This window comes from Clostridium gelidum (assembly GCF_019977655.1).
GTDB classification, from domain to species: domain Bacteria; phylum Bacillota; class Clostridia; order Clostridiales; family Clostridiaceae; genus Clostridium; species Clostridium gelidum.
Genome location: NZ_AP024849.1, coordinates 3,692,828 through 3,708,897 on the forward strand (window position 1 = coordinate 3,692,828; position 16,070 = coordinate 3,708,897).

The window sequence follows — 16,070 nt, forward strand, 5'->3', positions numbered from 1 at the left end:
CTGCCTTATTAAAATCCAACCAGTATCTTGGCATTCATCGCACTTATATGAGCTTATCTTCTGCACCTTTTCGTTCAGCTTCTGTGAGTTTTCGTGATTCCTTTGGTTTGAATCCTGTAAATTCGTTTTTATCTGCTGCGTTATTCTTTCCAGCGCTTCTAGACCCATTTTTAATCTCCTCTCTTTTATTTGGATACCCTTCTTTTCTCCAATTCTTTAGTATCCCATTAATGTATGTCATGTTAGGTTTATTTACTTCTATAGCCTTATTTACAGCCATCTTTACACTTTCATATCCATGCATAGAAATAGCCAATTTAACAGACCCTAAATTAAGGCCACCACAAATTCCAGTTATATTTTCATAATGCTTTAATAAATTAGCTATAGCTTGATTATCAATATTTTCATTGGTCTCTGCTGAATGTGATGAATCAGAAACCTCAATTAAATTATTCTCCTCTTCATCCTCCCTATTAAAATCACTCTCATTCTCTATCTTCTTCTCCATCTTCTTCTTATTCTCTTTCTTCTTCTGTTCCATTACAGTAATGTTACAACTTGAATTATTATCATTACATGTAACATTACAATTACTATTATCACTGGAACCATCATATTCTTTTGTTTTTATTTCTTTATTATCAGTCTCAGCTATACTATTATGGTTAACGTAAACAACTTCTTCATTAAAAACATAAGTATTTTCTTTATCTTCTTCAACTGGAATAACCTTATCATTATCTTCTTTATAATTTGTTACTTTAATTTCTTTATTTTTAGCTCTATGTTTTGCAACTCTTCTGCTATTTTCACTTCTAAGCCTTTCCATCCCCTCAACATTTTGATGCTTTTCCCAATTCTTAATTTTGAAAGTCTTATCTTCTGTAACTTCAATCATTTCTAATTTTTTTAATACTTTAATCGCAAATTTCACATCATCTATACTTCTATTAAATTCTATTGCAAGAGTTTTAATGGTATACGCTATATTATAAGTAACGTATAAATGACCACCACGATTTGCTTTCCCAGCTAAAACAAGAAGTCTTGTCCAAATATAGATGATCAAATCTCGTTTATCCATACTATCAATTATCTTAAGCTTTGTATCCTCAAACATATTAACTTCAAATTTAACCCATTTAGCCTCTGCCATACTTATTACTCTCCCACACATAAAATTTTTTGAATTTTTCAAGACCATCAAAAGATGGAGTAACTTCTATTAATCTACAGGTAAACACATAGTATTTTAAAACTTTAAAATTCACCATTACTCCTCTCTTTCATTATTTAATTAGAATCCCTCTATGCTCTTGCAGCTTCTTTCCCTTATTCCAATCATAATAAATACATAACTCAACTTGCTTTATTGGAAAGTTTTCCCCTAGCATTTCAATGCATACTTTTGTGTCTCTTGGTACTTCTCTTAATATTTCTATTAGATCATTAGCTGTCATCCCTACAAATTTTCTTATCATTTAAATCCCTTCTTTCTAATGTTTTTAATAATATTTCCTAACTATTATCCTTTATTATTCTTCAACTAATAATTCTACTACTTCAATATTTAATGCCTTTGCTATTAGTCCAAGACTTTTCATGGATGGATTTGAAGATCCATTAATTATCTTAGATACCGTAGATCTTCCGAGACCTGATTTCTTGACCAATTCATTAACTGATAAACATTCACTTGCCTGAGCAATTCTCATTTTGTTTACATTAATATTCATTCTTACCTCTTTCACACATTTGTATTATTTTTCCATATTTTTATTATATGAATACATCCGTATGAAGTCAATACCACAACGAATATTTTTTAACTTTACTGTTTACATTTGTATGAATTTCTAATAGAATATTATTAGGAGATGATATAAATGGTACTAGGAGAGAAAATAAAGTTTTATAGAAAGAAATTGAATTTATCTCAAGAAGAGTTTGGAATTAAGTGCAATTTATCTAGAAATGCTATTTACAATTATGAGAATAATAAGCGAACTCCAACAATAGATATTCTACTAAAAATAGCAGAAGCTTTAGATATGTCAGCCTCTGACTTATTAGATACTAGTGATAGCGTAAATCCTTATGCAAATAAATTAGGACTTCTTAAAGCCATAGATAAAGATATTAAGAATACTATTGATGTTGAAGGCGAGAAAAGTAATCAATATGAATTTGAAATGAATGAAATATATAACAAATACTTTTTTGATTCATTTAACTGGAAAACAATAAAAATGAAACCCCATGAGTATTTTAAGTTTGTTTTATCTTTATGTCCTTTAGATGAATTTAATAATTTTACAGAAGAAGACTTACAGGAATTATCCATTTTATTTTATAGATTTGTAACCTTTAAGTCTCACGAAAGAAATGTAATTAATGACAATGAAAAAATTGTTTCTTGTAATACTAAACAATATGAAAAGAATAATTTCTTAACAACAATCACATAATGCAAAATTTTCCTTTTGCTTTCTTAAAGTTTTATTGCCACCCCTTTATTAAGTGTTGCGTTTTTGTAAAATAATAATGGATATTTCTTATAAAATAAGACAGTATATCGAAAATAATAATGGTCCATGTGAAGTTTACCCAGCACCATTTGATGTAATACTAAATAATGATAACGAAGAGATAGAAAATAGTAAAAATATACACATATAAAAAGAGTGCAAAGCACAATAAGGAACTTATTAATCACAACCTGATATATCAGTTATATGCGATAAAAATAAATTAACTGATAAGGGCTGCACTGGTTCACCAGATATGATTGTTGAAGTAGTATCCGCTTTTAACCCAAGGAATGATTACATTAAGAAGTTGAACCTATATGAGCAGTTCAAAGTAAAAGAATATTGGATTGTTAATCCTATGAAGAAAAATATCTTCGTTTATACATTAACTGATAATGGATATGATGCTCCAAACTCTTATACATTCCAAGATAAAGTTAAAGTAAATATATATGATAATCTTGAAATAGACTTTAATTCTATTGATATTTAACTAATAAAGAATGGCTGTATTACTTGGTTTTGATACCTTGTAATACAGCCATTTTTATGTCTTTACCTCTTCTTTTCCCACTTCTGCAGAACATCCTCCAATATTAAACATTGTATCATTTTTACAGTACGATATTTTAATATTTTGCAATCACTTTTATTATTGTACTGATTTCCTATTTAAATTAAAAATGTCTATTTGTTCTTCTTCAAAAAGTTCTTCTAATACATCAATGCCTTTATCATTTGCATACTTGAACTCTTCTTCAGAAATTGGAACTGCAAGTAACCATGCTACTTTTTTATCTTCAAGATTTAGAGTTTTTAGGCTATTCTCCCAAAGAAAAGGTGACATAAACAAAATATGTTTCATTGAACTATTAGGCATATAAAACTTTATTACATTTTGAAATATAGCACCTGGATAACATGTAAATTTAGTATTGATTATATTAAAGGCACAACTTGCCAATATATTCGCAAAGCAATCAAAACTAGAAGCACATGAGCCTACTATTTCAACACGCAAAGGTATATTCTCTGTTGCATAACTAATAGAATATCCTGAAATACCTATCGTCGAGTAAGATGTTACTTGTTGTTGTTCCAATTCCCTGTCCTTGTTCCGTTTGTAACTCTGCAATAGTATCTTGTGCAACTTTCATCGTAACTGCAGTACTTAATTCTGTAGATGCTGCTACTCCACCGCCTATACTTTGTAATATTTCTTCCTGTTGATGCTTTTTCATTTGTTCTTTATATTGAATATAAGCTATTATAGTTACAGTTCCAAGAAATAACTTTGTTTTAATTTCTTGATCTAAATTTTCTTTAGTTTCTTTAATTTCACTTAATATATTTATGCTTGAAGTAGATTTACTATTAGATTTTGAAACACTATTATGCATTGCTAATGCAGATATTCCAGTTACAAGTGCTGCTACACCTATAAATAATAGTACTGCTGGCATAATGCCTCATCTCCTTTCTATATTATCATATTGAGCATTGTAAATCTTCTTCCTTAAGTACAATTTTTACTTTTGTACCATTACTCAAATATACATTTTTAAACTGTGCATCCTTAAAGCTTATATTTCTTAATATACAGTTTTCAAAAACAACTTCTTCTAAATTACTTTCTGTGAAATCACTAGCTCCTAAATCACAGTTTCTGAAATAGCAATTCTTTAAATTTGCTTTTTTTAAATTCAATCCTACTGCCATAGAAGATGAAAAAAATATGTTTTTTAGTTCACTTTCCTTTAACTCCATGCAGCTTATATCTTTATTCTCAATTTTAACTCTATCTACTTTTAAGCCTGTCCACATCGAGAAAACTGTATCTTCCTGTTTTTCATAATTTCTTTAAACATTTCTTCTGTTTTTACAGCACTATCATAGTAATACACCTTCTGTGAATAATTTTTATAATCTCCCCAGGTTACTTGAAGTACTTCGGATTTCGGCATTTCTTTGAAACTTATTTCTTCATCCCACTGCTTTAACCAGTTAATAAGAAAATAAGTGAAATAATTATTAAATATAGGAATTTGTCTTAAAATATATTGGTCAATACTACATGGTCTTATTTTCCACACATACTTTTTAATATCTTTATAGAGCTTATCTTTAATTTCTTTTAAGCCTTCAAAAATATAGTCAATGCTAAATATACTTCCCATATACCTTCATTTACATACCAATCTTTATCATAACCAATAGCTGTTACTTCATAAGTTTCATCTAACATTCCAATTTGAAGTACTGAAAAATCTATGTGTTCAACTTTATAGTCATCTTCTCTTTCCTTTACTCCCGATATTCTCTAGAACTTTTAACACTTGCCCTTTAAATCTTTCTTTATTTTCTAAAATCTTTAAGAGAACTTCCTTTTTATATTCATTAAAAATTGGTTCCGCCTCTTCTTTTAAAAACTTTTCTTTAACTAAAATTAGGGCTAATGTTCCATTTTTATTTGAAACATTAGCCCTAGTTTTAATTATAAGACATATTTAACTATATTTAAAATTTTTGAATCATTATAGATTCATTTTTATATTACACAAGGGTCTGTGCCCGTAGTGAAGAACAAAGTGATTTACTTGCTCCGACTAAATCTGCATTTAATGGTATACTTGAACTTGGAAATTTTTGTTCTCCCCGGGGTACTTCTGAGATACAAAGTGTTGAAGTTGCTTTTTTCTATTGGCTTACGACAATTTCAAATGTGGTTTGTGTTCCATTAACATCTATAGTAACAGTAGTATTTCCTGGTTTATATACTAGAATTTCAGGATGAAGTTCATTGATATAACCATCCTTTAAACTTGCATCAACACCTGCATATGCAATGCTTTCATCAGAAGATTTAGACATTATTACAAGCCTCGGAAACAATAATCCATTAGCATCAGTCCCACTTACCTTAATATTTCCTAATTGAACAATTTGCTTAGGTTTACAATATAAAGTTTTTCCTTTTGTTTCTGCTTGTAGTTTTGTTATATCTTCTGTTGCCTTAATTCCTTTCCCGTCAACTATTTCACCTTTTGAGCTCACTTGACTTATTTCCATCATGTTACTATCATCTAATAACACTTTCCGATTATCAATACTTGATTTTGTTATAATTACACCATAAGGCACCATATTCATCAAATTACCATAATTTACTTTTATATACTTTCCATCATTGCCATATAGGAACTTTGCTCCATAAGTTGAAGTAACTGCAACACATTTTAACATCACTCCATTTTTATCAAAGGAATATGACTCTCCATCTATGTCCAATGGTCCAGAAGCAACACTTTTATCCATTCTAAAATAAGTATTCCCATTGTCTTCAAACCAAGTGCATTTAGGAGCTTCTTCAAATTTTTCTCTTGAAGGTAAAATGCTGTTAGGCAATAATTCGTCGTCTACAATAGAGTTACATAATAATACACCATTTTGATCAAATTCATACATAGAATTCTTAATTTCTTCTTTTCCAACTGCCATGCTTCCATCATCTTTAAGATAGTAATAATTTTCTCCATCTCTTATCCATCCAGTTACCTCTTTTCCATCATTCCCCAAATAGTACCACATACTATCTTTTTGATTCCAACCAGTAATAGGGTGAGACTTTTCCGTCATAGTTACTCCAGTAGCATCTCTATGTCCCAAATTCACTAATCCCCATATAGTCCACACCATCATTAAAGTTGCTGCAATATATAAAGCCGCTGTTATTTTTTTAGTCATTATATTTTCCCCTCAAATTTATTTTTCATAAATTACAATTTTGATAATACAATTTTTTAAGTTTTATGATATATTTACATTTTCAACTGTATTACCTTCATTTTCTTTTGGATTACTATTATCTTTCCCCCTTGTATATTTTCCACCATATAATTATACCATAAAATGTGTATTGATACACAAAACGTATATTATGTAATTCAATGCATCACCATAAGAATACTTCATATATTTATAGTGTACATTTACAAAATACATAATGTACTAATCGTATTTTTCATGTAATTAAACAAAATCAATGATGCTACTATTTTTACATACTCGTTTTATTTCATGTCTAACTTTTATTAGAGCAAATCAAAATATATATTAATAGTCCTTCCATCTGTCCCCCAGGATTGAACTGTGTATCCTTAAAATTTATATTTCTTAAAACACAGTTTTCAAAAATAACTTCATCTACTATACTTTCAGTAAAATCACTTGCTCCTAAATCACAGTTTCTAAAATGGCATCTTTATAAATGTGCTTTTTTCAAATTTAATCTTCCCTAATTTTCTAAAAGTTTTGATTGAACTTTCTTTTTTATCGTCCCAATATTTTAAAACTGATGGTTTTCCCCCCAAACGCATTAAATGCGGCTTTTGCTACTATCTTATTTTCGTTAAATACACTCATGTACTAGCTCGCCTTCTTGGGATTTACTTCTGTTGTCTAATTTACTTGCTGTTAACTTTGCTATCATATTCTACCCTTTAAGATCTAAAATAATGGTAGTAACAGCTCATTTTGAAACTATTACTACCGTTTTAACATTGGTTATTAGCTTTGTACCTTAAAGTTACTACAGAATTATTCATAAACTTATGTTTTGTCTTTTATTGATATTAATACATAATTAATTACTTTATAAGTCAAGCATATCCTTTATCTTACGGCTCTACTCTATGTATATTTTTTAGAACTTCTAAATTCTTAGCTTTTATTTTATTAAGCACTACATTTTTAAAGTCATCCTCATTATTTTCAAAAACCATTAAATCATAATCTTCAGCTGTTTCATAATAGGCTAAAGCATATGAATGTTCTTCAAAATTTGAACCTCTTTTTAATGCTATACATCCATAGAAAATTTCCTGCTTCATTGCATGTAAATATTCTTCTTTATTTTGTGGTTTATACCATTTCATTGTTCCTTCAATACTTTTTTTCCCTTCTTCATTTACATACGAATTATTGATAAATACTTCTCTTTGAGATACAAATTCTTCTTCCACTTTATCATAGTTATTATTATAATTTTCTATGTATATTATATTTTTAATTTTTTCTAATACTTCATCATCTATATCTAAATCATCTTCTTTTAACTCTTTATAGAGTTTTTCTTCTATTTCATTTCGTTTCTCTAAATCATAAATATCATTTCTACCATATATACTTTCAAACAATATTTTCTTCACCATTTTTTCTATGTTTTCCTTCACTGTTTTATCATAATAAAAAAATGCATCTTGGCAAAAATACTCAAAATTATCATCTCTTTCAGATATTATATACTCGTATGTTATATCTTCTTCTTTTATTGGATCTCTTCCATTATGTTGAAATAATAAATCTTCATCATCCTTTATAAAACATTCTAAAATTTCTAATTGACTTTCTTGGTCTAATAGTCCAAAGTGTCTAATGTTATACATAATATATACCTCTTTCTATTTTTTCTTTTTATTTTTCTTTGGCTTATCATTAAACCAATGATGAACATTTCCCACATCCGTATTCAAATGTGCATTATCTACAACAACTTGATCATTTACACTATAACCTCTTGCTACTCTACTGCTACATAACCATATATTTTCATACTAACCCAGCTTATTAACATAATTCTAAAATTACTCTACAAAAAAGAATCAATTTATAAGACTAAATATAAATTGATTCAAGTCTACTATAATATTAATCCTAAATCACTGCTAAATTTCCTGATTAATTATATATACAATTCAACATACAACTATATATTTTTTAATAAATAAGATCTTCCAAATTTAGTTTTTTAAGAATTTCTTTATTATTTATTTTGTTGCCATATAGCCACAATACTTTCAATTTAGATAAATTTTCAATGCTACTTATATCTGTAATTTGATTATAGTCTAAATATAATTCCTCCAAATTTACTAGGTATTTCAATACTGAAATATCTTTTACTCTACATTCCATTAAACTCAATTTCTTTAAATTTTTGAGATTTTCTAAAACACCAATATCTTCAATTGAATTTGAATCTAATGATAAGCTTTCAAGTTTTTCCAACTGGCTAATACACGAAATATCCCTAATTTCATTTATACCTAAATCAAGTTCAACTAAATCCTTTAAATATTTTAGTCCTGTAATATCCTCAATACTATTTCCAACTAAACATAATGTTTTTAAATTTGTAAACCCTTCTAAAGAATTTAAAGTCTTTATTTTACTATTGAGTAAATCTATTTTCTCTATCTCATCAATTTTTTTTATATACCTTTTAGCAATATTGAAATCTTCTATCCATTTTGGTAAAAAAATCTCTTTAACATTTTCATACTTAATTAGAAATTTCAAATCCATACAATTATTAGGAATACCTATAGATAATATCTTCATAGGATACATCAATTTAGGAAACTTTGTAGGTGTTTCAAATAAATTCAAACATTTCAAATTGGGTAAACTTTCAACTATATCTACATTTTCAATAGGGTTATATGATAGATTTAAATATTCTATTGATTTAAGATTACTAATATCATCAATGTCTTTTATATAATTGCCAGTCAAGTCAAGATACTCCAAATTCTTGAGATTTTTAAGCATGGAAATATCGCTTATACCAATTTCTATCAGCTCTATTTTTTTCAAATTCTCACAGTATTGTATACCTTCTAAACTTCTAACCCATGGCTCATCACTATAATGACCAATACTTAGTTCAGTAAGGTTAATTAGCTCTTCTTTAGTAATATCCCCTTCTAAATTATTTATACTTTTTCTTACATCATCTTCAAATTGTTTATCTTCAAATACTACTTTCATATCTATTACTCCTCATATATTAATCTGTTCCCTCAAAACCTGTCCCATGAGGGTTTGAACTTGTATTAACATGATAATGTGGCTCCGTATGACTAGTTGGTGCACCATTTTTTCTATCATATGGATGACGTTCCCACCAGACTATAGTCCCATCCGGTAAAACCCACTCATATCGCTTTCTTCCTTTTGAATTTGGACCATCTTTTTTAAAATGCCCCTCTTGTCCAAAAAGTTTATCTAACTCATTCTTAAACTCTCCTACAGTATCTGTTCCTTCATTCCATTTTGGCCATACTCCATCATTAGGTAAATCATTATATGTTGCCCAAAGTATATAATCCTCCAATTCCTTCAGCGCTGGCGGAATTAATGGTGGAATAATTGGGCCATCATCTGGTGGTGGAATTAATGGCTTAGTAATTTGACCTGCATCTATTACTGGCGGAATCAATGGTGGAGTAATTTGACCTGCATCTGGTATTGCTGGTGGATTTAATGGTGGAGTAATCGGACCATCATCTATTGCTGGCGGAATTAATGGTGGAATAATTGAACCATCATTGGTTATTGCAACTGAACCACTTACTTCTGTTGTTTGACTTGTTGTTGATCCAATTCCCTGTCCTTGTTCCGTTTGTAACTCTGCAATAGTATCTTGTGCAACTTTAATCGTAGCTGCAGTACTTAATTCTGTAGATGCTGCTACTCCGCCTCCTATACTTTGTAACATTTCTTCCTGTTGCTTCTTCTTCATTTGTTCTCGCTCTGCAATATAAGCTATTATAGTTACAGTTCCTAAAAATAACTTTGTTTTAATTTCTTTATCTAAATTTTCTTTAGCTTCTCCAATTTCACTTAATATATTTGAGCTTGAAGTAGATTTTGAAATACTATTATGCACTACTAATGCAGATATTCCAGTGACAAGTGCTGCTACGCCCATAAATACTAGTACTACTGGCATAATCTCTCATCTCCTTTCTATATTATCATATTGAGCATTGCAAGTCTTCTTCCTTTAGTACATTGGTTACTTTTTTACCATTAACTAAATATACTTTTTTGAACTGTGTATCCTTAAAACTTATATTTCTTAAAACACAATTTTCAAAAATGACTTCATCTAATATGCTCTCTGTAAAATCGCTTGATCCTAAATCACAGTTTCTAAAATGACATCTTTCTAAATGTGCTTTTTTAAAATTTAATCCTAAGGCTACACATGATGAGAAAAGGATATTTTTAAGTTCTGATTCTTTTAAAGACATGCAACTTATATCTTTATCTTGAATTCTAGCTTTATCTGCTTTTAAGCTTGGCCATGTTGAAAATACTATATCCTCTGATTTTCCATTTTGCATTTTTTCCTTAAACATTTCTTCAGTTTTTATTGTGCTATCATAGTTGTACACCTTCTGTGAATAATTTTTATAATCTCCCCATGTTATTTGAAATACTTCTAATTTTGGCATTTCTCTAAAACTTATTTCTTCATCCCACTGTTTTAACCAATTAATAATAAAATAGGTGAAATAAATATTAAATATAGGAATTTGCCTTAAAATATATTGGTCAATACTACAAGGTCTTATTTTCCACACATACTTTTTAATATCTTTATATAGCTTATCTTTAATTTCTTTTAAGCCTTCAAAAATATAATCAAGGCTAAATACTTCCCATATCCCTTCATCTGCATACCAATTTTTATCATAAGCAATTGCTGTTACTTCATAAGTTTCATCTAATATACCAATTTGAAGTACTGAAAAATCTATGTACTTAACTTTATACTCTTCTTTTTCTTTTGATTTCTTAGCTATATTCTCTATAACTTCTAACACTTGCCCTTTAAATCTTTCTTCATTTTCTAAAATCTTTAAGAGAACTTCCTTTTTATATTTATTAAAAATCGGTTCTGCCTCTTCTTTTAAAAACTTTTCTTCAACTTCATTCATTATTTTCCTTATCTCCCTCATTAATCTCAATAAGATCTGATATTCCTATAATAATTTTTTCCCATTGCTTTTTATCCTTTTCTAAGCATGTAAATAACATTGAAATACACTCAGTTTCTAAATCAATATACACTATATATTGATATATATAATCTAATGCAGTTGGCATTCTTGAGGTAATTATATATTTTGTATAATTTTTATATTCCTGTTTTTCTTCATCTGAAAATTCTATGTACATACTCTTTTCTTTGAGAAAGTTTTTAGCTTTTTCTTTGAAGTTATCAATATTATCAATATCCTCTTGAAATTCTGTTTTACTTAATAAAACACTTAATACTTGCTTTTTATTCCAACAATAACTTATATCATTTTCTTCATATTCATCAAAAAAATCTTTAAGCATAGGAATAATCACTTTTCCTTCAAAACATGACTTACTTTCAAAGATTAAATTCTCTCCATTTTGCTCTAATGCTCCATCCTTTATAGCTAAAGTAACTTCTTCTTGCGTTAATTCCTTTATCTCTTCCTCTTCAATTACTTCTTCATATTCATCTTTTTTCAATTGATTATATTTCCTTGCCATTTGTGCTTGCTTTTGTAGACTTGCAATTTTTTCGTCCATAAATTCCATTTCTATTCCTCCACCAGCGTTTTTTCAAAAGCTATTCCCCATAACTCTCTTCTTAAAGCACTTTCTACAATATCTAAATCAACAAAAACATGAGGTCTTGAAAACTGAGTAGGTTCAAGTTCTTTTAATCTAAATACTTTATAATCCTGTAATTTTTTATGACTTAGTACTTTTTTATCTACAGAATCATCTTTATGGTATGTAGTTTGTTCTCCTAATCCTTCTACTAATGGCGCTTCTATACTGTAATATTCTTTTTGCATCTGCAATTCTATATTATTAAAAATCACTAAACTAAACTTTAATTCATCAGTATACATCTCCATTACATTTTTCAACTCTAATGAAGCTAAAAAATGCTTTTTATAAATTATAAAATCAGGTAAACTTTCTTCATCTCCTTTGAAATATCCTATACCAAAAGTTTTTCCTTCTTTTTCTTCCCATTCTAAACTCTCTATTCTATATCTGTACTGTATTCTTGGATCCTCTAACATTTCAAAATATTTCATTTAATTCTCCCTGCTTATCCCTAATTTTAAGTAGCTTTTAACATTATCCTTATCTATATTTTAAATGAACTTGTCATATCAAAGCATTTTAACAATTCCTCTTAAATGATTTTCTTCTGTAAGCTGCATACTATGCCCAGTATTTACACTTTTATTTGCGCTTTTTGTAATTATTACACTATTTTTAGCTGATATATTAATACTTGAAGGCTTCATTGGATTTTTCTTAGGATCAGAAGGTGCTTTTGTTCCTATTTCGATATTCACACCTGAAGATAAACTTATATTTTTAGCTGTTACACTAACATTTCCATCTTTTTGCAAGGTAATTTGAATACTTTTTCCATCATCTTCTGCAATTTGAATCATATCTGGTGTCATTAATAACTCTTGTCCATCTACTGTTGAATAAGATTTATTATTATGCTCTGATATTTTTCCATAATACTTAGCATTTGATCCTGCAATACGCACTGCATTTGTAACAATAGTATCTTTTTCATCCCCTGTTAAAAAAGTAATATGAACTTTACTTTCTAATACTGGCATGCAATAAAAGTTTGAAACTTCTCTTCCATATGCAAACCACTTATTACCTTCTGCTTCATCATAAGAATCATTAATACAAAAATGTAGCTGCATTTCATTATTTCTACTTTTTTTAACAATGCCTTCTAAACTAATTCCTTTAAGTTTAGAATTTATTTGATATATTGTTTTTATTCCTTTTAAAAACTTAAGTTCATAGTTATAACTTATTTCTCCTTTAATAATTTTCATATCTACTTTTGATACAAAAACTCTTTGACCTTCATAAACAATTTCACTACAAAATGGAATGTATTCATTGCTTTTCACTTGCCAACCTATAAAGTTTTGCTGAAATAAATCATCTTTTGTACTACTGCTTATCTTATTAAAATTCTCAAAGCTTGTTTTAATCTCCCTAAAAGTAGATCCTAATTCTACATCTTTATAAATTGCTTCTACTCCAAAATGGAACCTACTTGAATCACTAGTTGCATCTACCACTAGTACTGTCTCAAAATGTGTAGCTAGTCGCCTTAAAAATTCAAAGTCTGTTTCTTCATATTGAACAAGTAAATTTTTTATGCACTTCCCATAAGTTATATTGTCCTTAAAATCTGTTTTAGTATATTTCTTTAAAACATCTCTAATTACATCCTCATATGTACTTTGTAAATTAACGAAAGATTGTTTATGCTTTTTAATATCTAAATCATAAGAATAGGAAATAGTGTTTAATTTTAAATGAGCAACTTGTCCTTTATAAGAGATTTCAAGTTTTATTATTTTTCCAACATAAATAACTTTCTCATCAATAAATAATTTAATTTCCTTGCCTTCTACACTTTCCTCTAAATACTTTTCTGCATTTTCTTCTTCTATCAGAGCCTCTAAACTTACTTTATGATGTTCATTTACTTCTGCTACTAAATGTAAATCTTCAATATACAAGATTTCATAAGGTAGTTCTACTTGTACATTTTCATAATTAATAGTCATTTTTTACTACCTCCACTATAATTTTCTTTGTCCATCATCTACAATTTTTATTATTCCACCATATATGCAACCTAATAAACATTCACTATTCAAAGCTAATTCTCCCTTTAAAATAACATCTATTTTTCCATTTATCCATTTGTTGCATATAACTGGATTACATGCTGCTGGCTTCATACCAGCTGCTATAACTGCTGGATTTTTAGGACTTGTACATAATGGAAAAGGCTTAATATTTTTATTAGGTACATTGTCTGCTATTGTTAACATTTTTTTATCATGTAACTCTAAATTCCATTCACAGCCTTTATTTACTATGCTTGTTCCTATTCCTTTTGAACACAATGTTTTTGCTCCATCTACTACATATGTCATTGCCATAAAATATCACCTCTAATTAATTCTTACCTTTGTACCATCTAACACTATATTTCCACTACCTTCAAAAAGTGCTTTTCCACCTTTATCACAGCTTATATCTACATTGTTTTTTCCTGATATAATAATGCTATCTTCAGCTCTAAGGGTAATAGTTTCACTTGCATTCAAATTTATACTATTATCTCCTGTTATACTGATAGTTCCGCTTTTTCCAAGTACAATAGTTGCATTATTATTAGCTGTAATTGTCACCCTATCTTTAGTAAAGATAACTTTTTTACCATAAATGGTTGCTATATATTTTACATCCGGATCACCCTTAATTTGTTGTATGCAACTTATAGAATAAGCATCCTTTTCATCATGGGTTGGAAAATAAATTCGTACTCTATCGTTAATCTCTGGCATAAAGTACCATCCGCTACCATCTGGTGATGCTGCCAAAGTTGAATAGTTAAACCAATAAGCTGTACTTTGATCTTGTTCTTTATCTATATCTAACTTGACTTTAATTTTATCTCCTGTTACTTCTATAACATTTCCTTCCAACGAAATTCCACATAGCTGCTGAGCATATAACCTGCCTTGCTTTTGTCCACCTTTAAGCTTTAGCACATAGGTATTCTGTAATATACTATCTTCTATTTCATAAGTTAATTCTGATACATAAAATGATCGACTCTTAAAACTAATATTATCTCCTAGATCTAAAAGTTCGTAACTTTGTACTGTATACGTAATATAATCTATCTCATTTGAATCAGGTAAATCATTTTCCCTAATTACATCATAATCTTGAATTAACTTAGTAGCTGTATATTCATTAATTTCTATATTTTTAGTTTGTAACTCTGGTGTATCTACAAAATAATGAACACCTTCTAACGTAATACTTACAATAAGTCCTACATTATAATAGGATGCTACTCGCTTAACAAATTCCCAATCTGTTTCATCATATTGCACCCATAATCTCTCTGTAGCTCCATCACTAATATATGAATTACAACCCCCTTTCCCATAAGCTCTCGTAATTCCATAAATGAGTTCATTAATATTCATATTCTTATCTTGAAAAGAACGATTTCTTCTTTGAATATCCATCAAATAAGTATAACTTTGTGCCTCAATATGTAACTCATAATAATCTGCATTTTTTTTAACTTTTATCTTAGTAATTATTCCATAGTAAATGGGTTCCTCTCCCTTATCTGTTACGGCATATACCTTAATAGGAGTATTATAACTGGTATGAATATCCTCATCCTTCTTGTCTTCTGGCAATATCCCAACTAAATTTAAAGTGCTGTGATTATTAATATTTCCAGTCACTTTAAGCTCCTTAATGTATAGTAATTCAAAAGTAGATATCTTTAACTCTCTGTAAGTTATAGGTTCACTTTTTTCCGTTTCATTACTTTTTTCCAAATTCCTCATCCTCCCATATTCTTATAATTTATATATAGAATTGACCAAGTTAAAATTAGTATATGTTTTCAATCTAAATCTTCTTGTCAATTAAAATCCCCTTTGAGTATTTACTTCATTGATTCTGCATCCTTGAAACTTCATCTTTTACCATTTTTAACTAACCCTTTAAATTATAATGTATGAAATTTACTTATTCAATCTATTTCGGTTTTTTTTTACAAACAAATCATTTTAAGTAATATATACTAATATGAACCAGCTG

20 protein-coding genes and 1 pseudogene are annotated in these 16,070 nt (G+C 28.5%); 2 read left to right on the forward strand and 19 right to left on the reverse strand.

Annotated elements, in window-relative coordinates; genetic code table 11:
* Positions 1-43: 43 nt before the first annotated feature.
* Genes psyc5s11_RS16975 through psyc5s11_RS16985 form a run of 4 tightly spaced genes read right to left on the reverse strand, consistent with a single transcriptional unit; the run spans position 44 to position 1,739 of the window.
* The gene (locus psyc5s11_RS16975; protein ID WP_224033672.1) at positions 44-1,159 is read right to left on the reverse strand and encodes a phage replisome organizer N-terminal domain-containing protein; all 1,116 of its coding nucleotides are present in this window, start codon (positions 1,157-1,159) and stop codon (positions 44-46) included.
* On the reverse strand, positions 1,146-1,277 hold the full coding sequence (locus psyc5s11_RS27915) for a hypothetical protein (RefSeq protein WP_258712346.1): 132 nt from the start codon (positions 1,275-1,277) through the stop codon (positions 1,146-1,148). Before psyc5s11_RS27915 ends, psyc5s11_RS16975 begins: the two co-directional genes overlap by 14 nt.
* 15 nt (positions 1,278-1,292) lie before the next feature.
* Positions 1,293-1,484, reverse strand: a complete 192-nt coding sequence (locus psyc5s11_RS16980) for a hypothetical protein (protein WP_224033673.1) — start codon at positions 1,482-1,484, stop codon at positions 1,293-1,295.
* Between the two features lie 54 nt (positions 1,485-1,538).
* Positions 1,539-1,739 carry a helix-turn-helix domain-containing protein gene (locus tag psyc5s11_RS16985; RefSeq protein ID WP_224033674.1) on the reverse strand — a complete coding sequence of 67 codons (201 nt, stop codon included), beginning with the start codon at positions 1,737-1,739 and terminating at the stop codon, positions 1,539-1,541.
* 150 nt (positions 1,740-1,889) lie between these two features.
* Here psyc5s11_RS16985 and psyc5s11_RS16990 point away from each other — a divergent pair, with 150 nt between their 5' ends.
* On the forward strand, positions 1,890-2,471 hold the full coding sequence (locus tag psyc5s11_RS16990; protein WP_224033675.1) for a helix-turn-helix domain-containing protein: 582 nt from the start codon (positions 1,890-1,892) through the stop codon (positions 2,469-2,471).
* Between the two features lie 256 nt (positions 2,472-2,727).
* On the forward strand, positions 2,728-3,027 hold the full coding sequence (locus psyc5s11_RS16995) for a Uma2 family endonuclease (RefSeq protein ID WP_224038212.1): 300 nt from the start codon (positions 2,728-2,730) through the stop codon (positions 3,025-3,027).
* Between the two features lie 159 nt (positions 3,028-3,186).
* Here the strand turns inward: psyc5s11_RS16995 and psyc5s11_RS17000 are convergent, their stop codons facing one another.
* The 15 genes and pseudogenes from psyc5s11_RS17000 to psyc5s11_RS17070 form a co-directional block, all read right to left on the reverse strand.
* Positions 3,187-3,636: a suppressor of fused domain protein gene (locus psyc5s11_RS17000; RefSeq protein ID WP_258712347.1), complete on the reverse strand. Its 450-nt coding sequence runs from the start codon at positions 3,634-3,636 to the stop codon at positions 3,187-3,189.
* Positions 3,578-3,997: a hypothetical protein gene (locus psyc5s11_RS17005; protein WP_224033677.1), complete on the reverse strand. Its 420-nt coding sequence runs from the start codon at positions 3,995-3,997 to the stop codon at positions 3,578-3,580. The genes psyc5s11_RS17000 and psyc5s11_RS17005 overlap by 59 nt, the downstream gene beginning before the upstream one ends.
* A gap of 25 nt (positions 3,998-4,022) precedes the next feature.
* Positions 4,023-4,358 carry a pentapeptide repeat-containing protein gene (locus tag psyc5s11_RS17010; RefSeq protein ID WP_224033678.1) on the reverse strand — a complete coding sequence of 112 codons (336 nt, stop codon included), beginning with the start codon at positions 4,356-4,358 and terminating at the stop codon, positions 4,023-4,025.
* The gene (locus psyc5s11_RS17015; RefSeq protein ID WP_224033679.1) at positions 4,343-4,711 is read right to left on the reverse strand and encodes a hypothetical protein; all 369 of its coding nucleotides are present in this window, start codon (positions 4,709-4,711) and stop codon (positions 4,343-4,345) included. The genes psyc5s11_RS17010 and psyc5s11_RS17015 overlap by 16 nt, the downstream gene beginning before the upstream one ends.
* 520 nt (positions 4,712-5,231) lie before the next feature.
* On the reverse strand, positions 5,232-6,278 hold the full coding sequence (locus psyc5s11_RS17020) for an N-acetylmuramoyl-L-alanine amidase family protein (RefSeq protein WP_224033680.1): 1,047 nt from the start codon (positions 6,276-6,278) through the stop codon (positions 5,232-5,234).
* A gap of 337 nt (positions 6,279-6,615) precedes the next feature.
* Positions 6,616-6,780, reverse strand: a pseudogene (locus tag psyc5s11_RS17025) (hypothetical protein); the annotation flags it as partial.
* Positions 6,781-7,210: 430 nt separating this feature from the next.
* Positions 7,211-7,978, reverse strand: a complete 768-nt coding sequence (locus tag psyc5s11_RS17030; protein ID WP_224033681.1) for a hypothetical protein — start codon at positions 7,976-7,978, stop codon at positions 7,211-7,213.
* Between the two features lie 331 nt (positions 7,979-8,309).
* Complete coding sequence (locus tag psyc5s11_RS17035; RefSeq protein ID WP_224033682.1) at positions 8,310-9,362, reverse strand: leucine-rich repeat domain-containing protein; 1,053 nt, start codon at positions 9,360-9,362, stop codon at positions 8,310-8,312.
* Positions 9,363-9,381: 19 nt separating this feature from the next.
* Positions 9,382-10,326 (reverse strand): hypothetical protein, encoded by a 945-nt coding sequence (locus tag psyc5s11_RS17040; protein WP_224033683.1) that lies wholly within the window; start codon positions 10,324-10,326, stop codon positions 9,382-9,384.
* A gap of 25 nt (positions 10,327-10,351) precedes the next feature.
* Complete coding sequence (locus psyc5s11_RS17045; protein ID WP_224033684.1) at positions 10,352-11,320, reverse strand: pentapeptide repeat-containing protein; 969 nt, start codon at positions 11,318-11,320, stop codon at positions 10,352-10,354.
* Positions 11,313-11,957 carry a hypothetical protein gene (locus psyc5s11_RS17050; RefSeq protein ID WP_224033685.1) on the reverse strand — a complete coding sequence of 215 codons (645 nt, stop codon included), beginning with the start codon at positions 11,955-11,957 and terminating at the stop codon, positions 11,313-11,315. Before psyc5s11_RS17050 ends, psyc5s11_RS17045 begins: the two co-directional genes overlap by 8 nt.
* A gap of 2 nt (positions 11,958-11,959) precedes the next feature.
* Positions 11,960-12,469 carry a hypothetical protein gene (locus psyc5s11_RS17055; RefSeq protein ID WP_224033686.1) on the reverse strand — a complete coding sequence of 170 codons (510 nt, stop codon included), beginning with the start codon at positions 12,467-12,469 and terminating at the stop codon, positions 11,960-11,962.
* A gap of 78 nt (positions 12,470-12,547) precedes the next feature.
* Positions 12,548-13,996, reverse strand: a complete 1,449-nt coding sequence (locus tag psyc5s11_RS17060) for a phage late control D family protein (RefSeq protein WP_224033687.1) — start codon at positions 13,994-13,996, stop codon at positions 12,548-12,550.
* A 15-nt stretch (positions 13,997-14,011) separates the two neighbouring features.
* The gene (locus tag psyc5s11_RS17065; RefSeq protein ID WP_224033688.1) at positions 14,012-14,377 is read right to left on the reverse strand and encodes a DUF4280 domain-containing protein; all 366 of its coding nucleotides are present in this window, start codon (positions 14,375-14,377) and stop codon (positions 14,012-14,014) included.
* A gap of 12 nt (positions 14,378-14,389) precedes the next feature.
* Positions 14,390-15,805: a phage baseplate assembly protein V gene (locus psyc5s11_RS17070; protein WP_224033689.1), complete on the reverse strand. Its 1,416-nt coding sequence runs from the start codon at positions 15,803-15,805 to the stop codon at positions 14,390-14,392.
* Positions 15,806-16,070 lie beyond the last annotated feature (265 nt).

What these genes read in the sequence shown, in the direction of transcription:
- psyc5s11_RS16975 (WP_224033672.1), bottom strand. Translation starts at nt 1,159, where the DNA reads ATGGCAGAGGCTAAATGGGTTAAATTTGAAGTTAATATGTTTGAGGAT.
- psyc5s11_RS27915 (WP_258712346.1), bottom strand. Translation starts at nt 1,277, where the DNA reads ATGGTGAATTTTAAAGTTTTAAAATACTATGTGTTTACCTGTAGATTA.
- psyc5s11_RS16980 (WP_224033673.1), bottom strand. Translation starts at nt 1,484, where the DNA reads ATGATAAGAAAATTTGTAGGGATGACAGCTAATGATCTAATAGAAATA.
- psyc5s11_RS16985 (WP_224033674.1), bottom strand. Translation starts at nt 1,739, where the DNA reads ATGAATATTAATGTAAACAAAATGAGAATTGCTCAGGCAAGTGAATGT.
- psyc5s11_RS16990 (WP_224033675.1), top strand. Translation starts at nt 1,890, where the DNA reads ATGGTACTAGGAGAGAAAATAAAGTTTTATAGAAAGAAATTGAATTTA.
- psyc5s11_RS17005 (WP_224033677.1), bottom strand. Translation starts at nt 3,997, where the DNA reads ATGCCAGCAGTACTATTATTTATAGGTGTAGCAGCACTTGTAACTGGA.
- psyc5s11_RS17010 (WP_224033678.1), bottom strand. Translation starts at nt 4,358, where the DNA reads ATGTGGACAGGCTTAAAAGTAGATAGAGTTAAAATTGAGAATAAAGAT.
- psyc5s11_RS17015 (WP_224033679.1), bottom strand. Translation starts at nt 4,711, where the DNA reads ATGGGAAGTATATTTAGCATTGACTATATTTTTGAAGGCTTAAAAGAA.
- psyc5s11_RS17020 (WP_224033680.1), bottom strand. Translation starts at nt 6,278, where the DNA reads ATGACTAAAAAAATAACAGCGGCTTTATATATTGCAGCAACTTTAATG.
- psyc5s11_RS17030 (WP_224033681.1), bottom strand. Translation starts at nt 7,978, where the DNA reads ATGTATAACATTAGACACTTTGGACTATTAGACCAAGAAAGTCAATTA.
- psyc5s11_RS17035 (WP_224033682.1), bottom strand. Translation starts at nt 9,362, where the DNA reads ATGAAAGTAGTATTTGAAGATAAACAATTTGAAGATGATGTAAGAAAA.
- psyc5s11_RS17040 (WP_224033683.1), bottom strand. Translation starts at nt 10,326, where the DNA reads ATGCCAGTAGTACTAGTATTTATGGGCGTAGCAGCACTTGTCACTGGA.
- psyc5s11_RS17045 (WP_224033684.1), bottom strand. Translation starts at nt 11,320, where the DNA reads ATGAATGAAGTTGAAGAAAAGTTTTTAAAAGAAGAGGCAGAACCGATT.
- psyc5s11_RS17050 (WP_224033685.1), bottom strand. Translation starts at nt 11,957, where the DNA reads ATGGAATTTATGGACGAAAAAATTGCAAGTCTACAAAAGCAAGCACAA.
- psyc5s11_RS17055 (WP_224033686.1), bottom strand. Translation starts at nt 12,469, where the DNA reads ATGAAATATTTTGAAATGTTAGAGGATCCAAGAATACAGTACAGATAT.
- psyc5s11_RS17060 (WP_224033687.1), bottom strand. Translation starts at nt 13,996, where the DNA reads ATGACTATTAATTATGAAAATGTACAAGTAGAACTACCTTATGAAATC.
- psyc5s11_RS17065 (WP_224033688.1), bottom strand. Translation starts at nt 14,377, where the DNA reads ATGGCAATGACATATGTAGTAGATGGAGCAAAAACATTGTGTTCAAAA.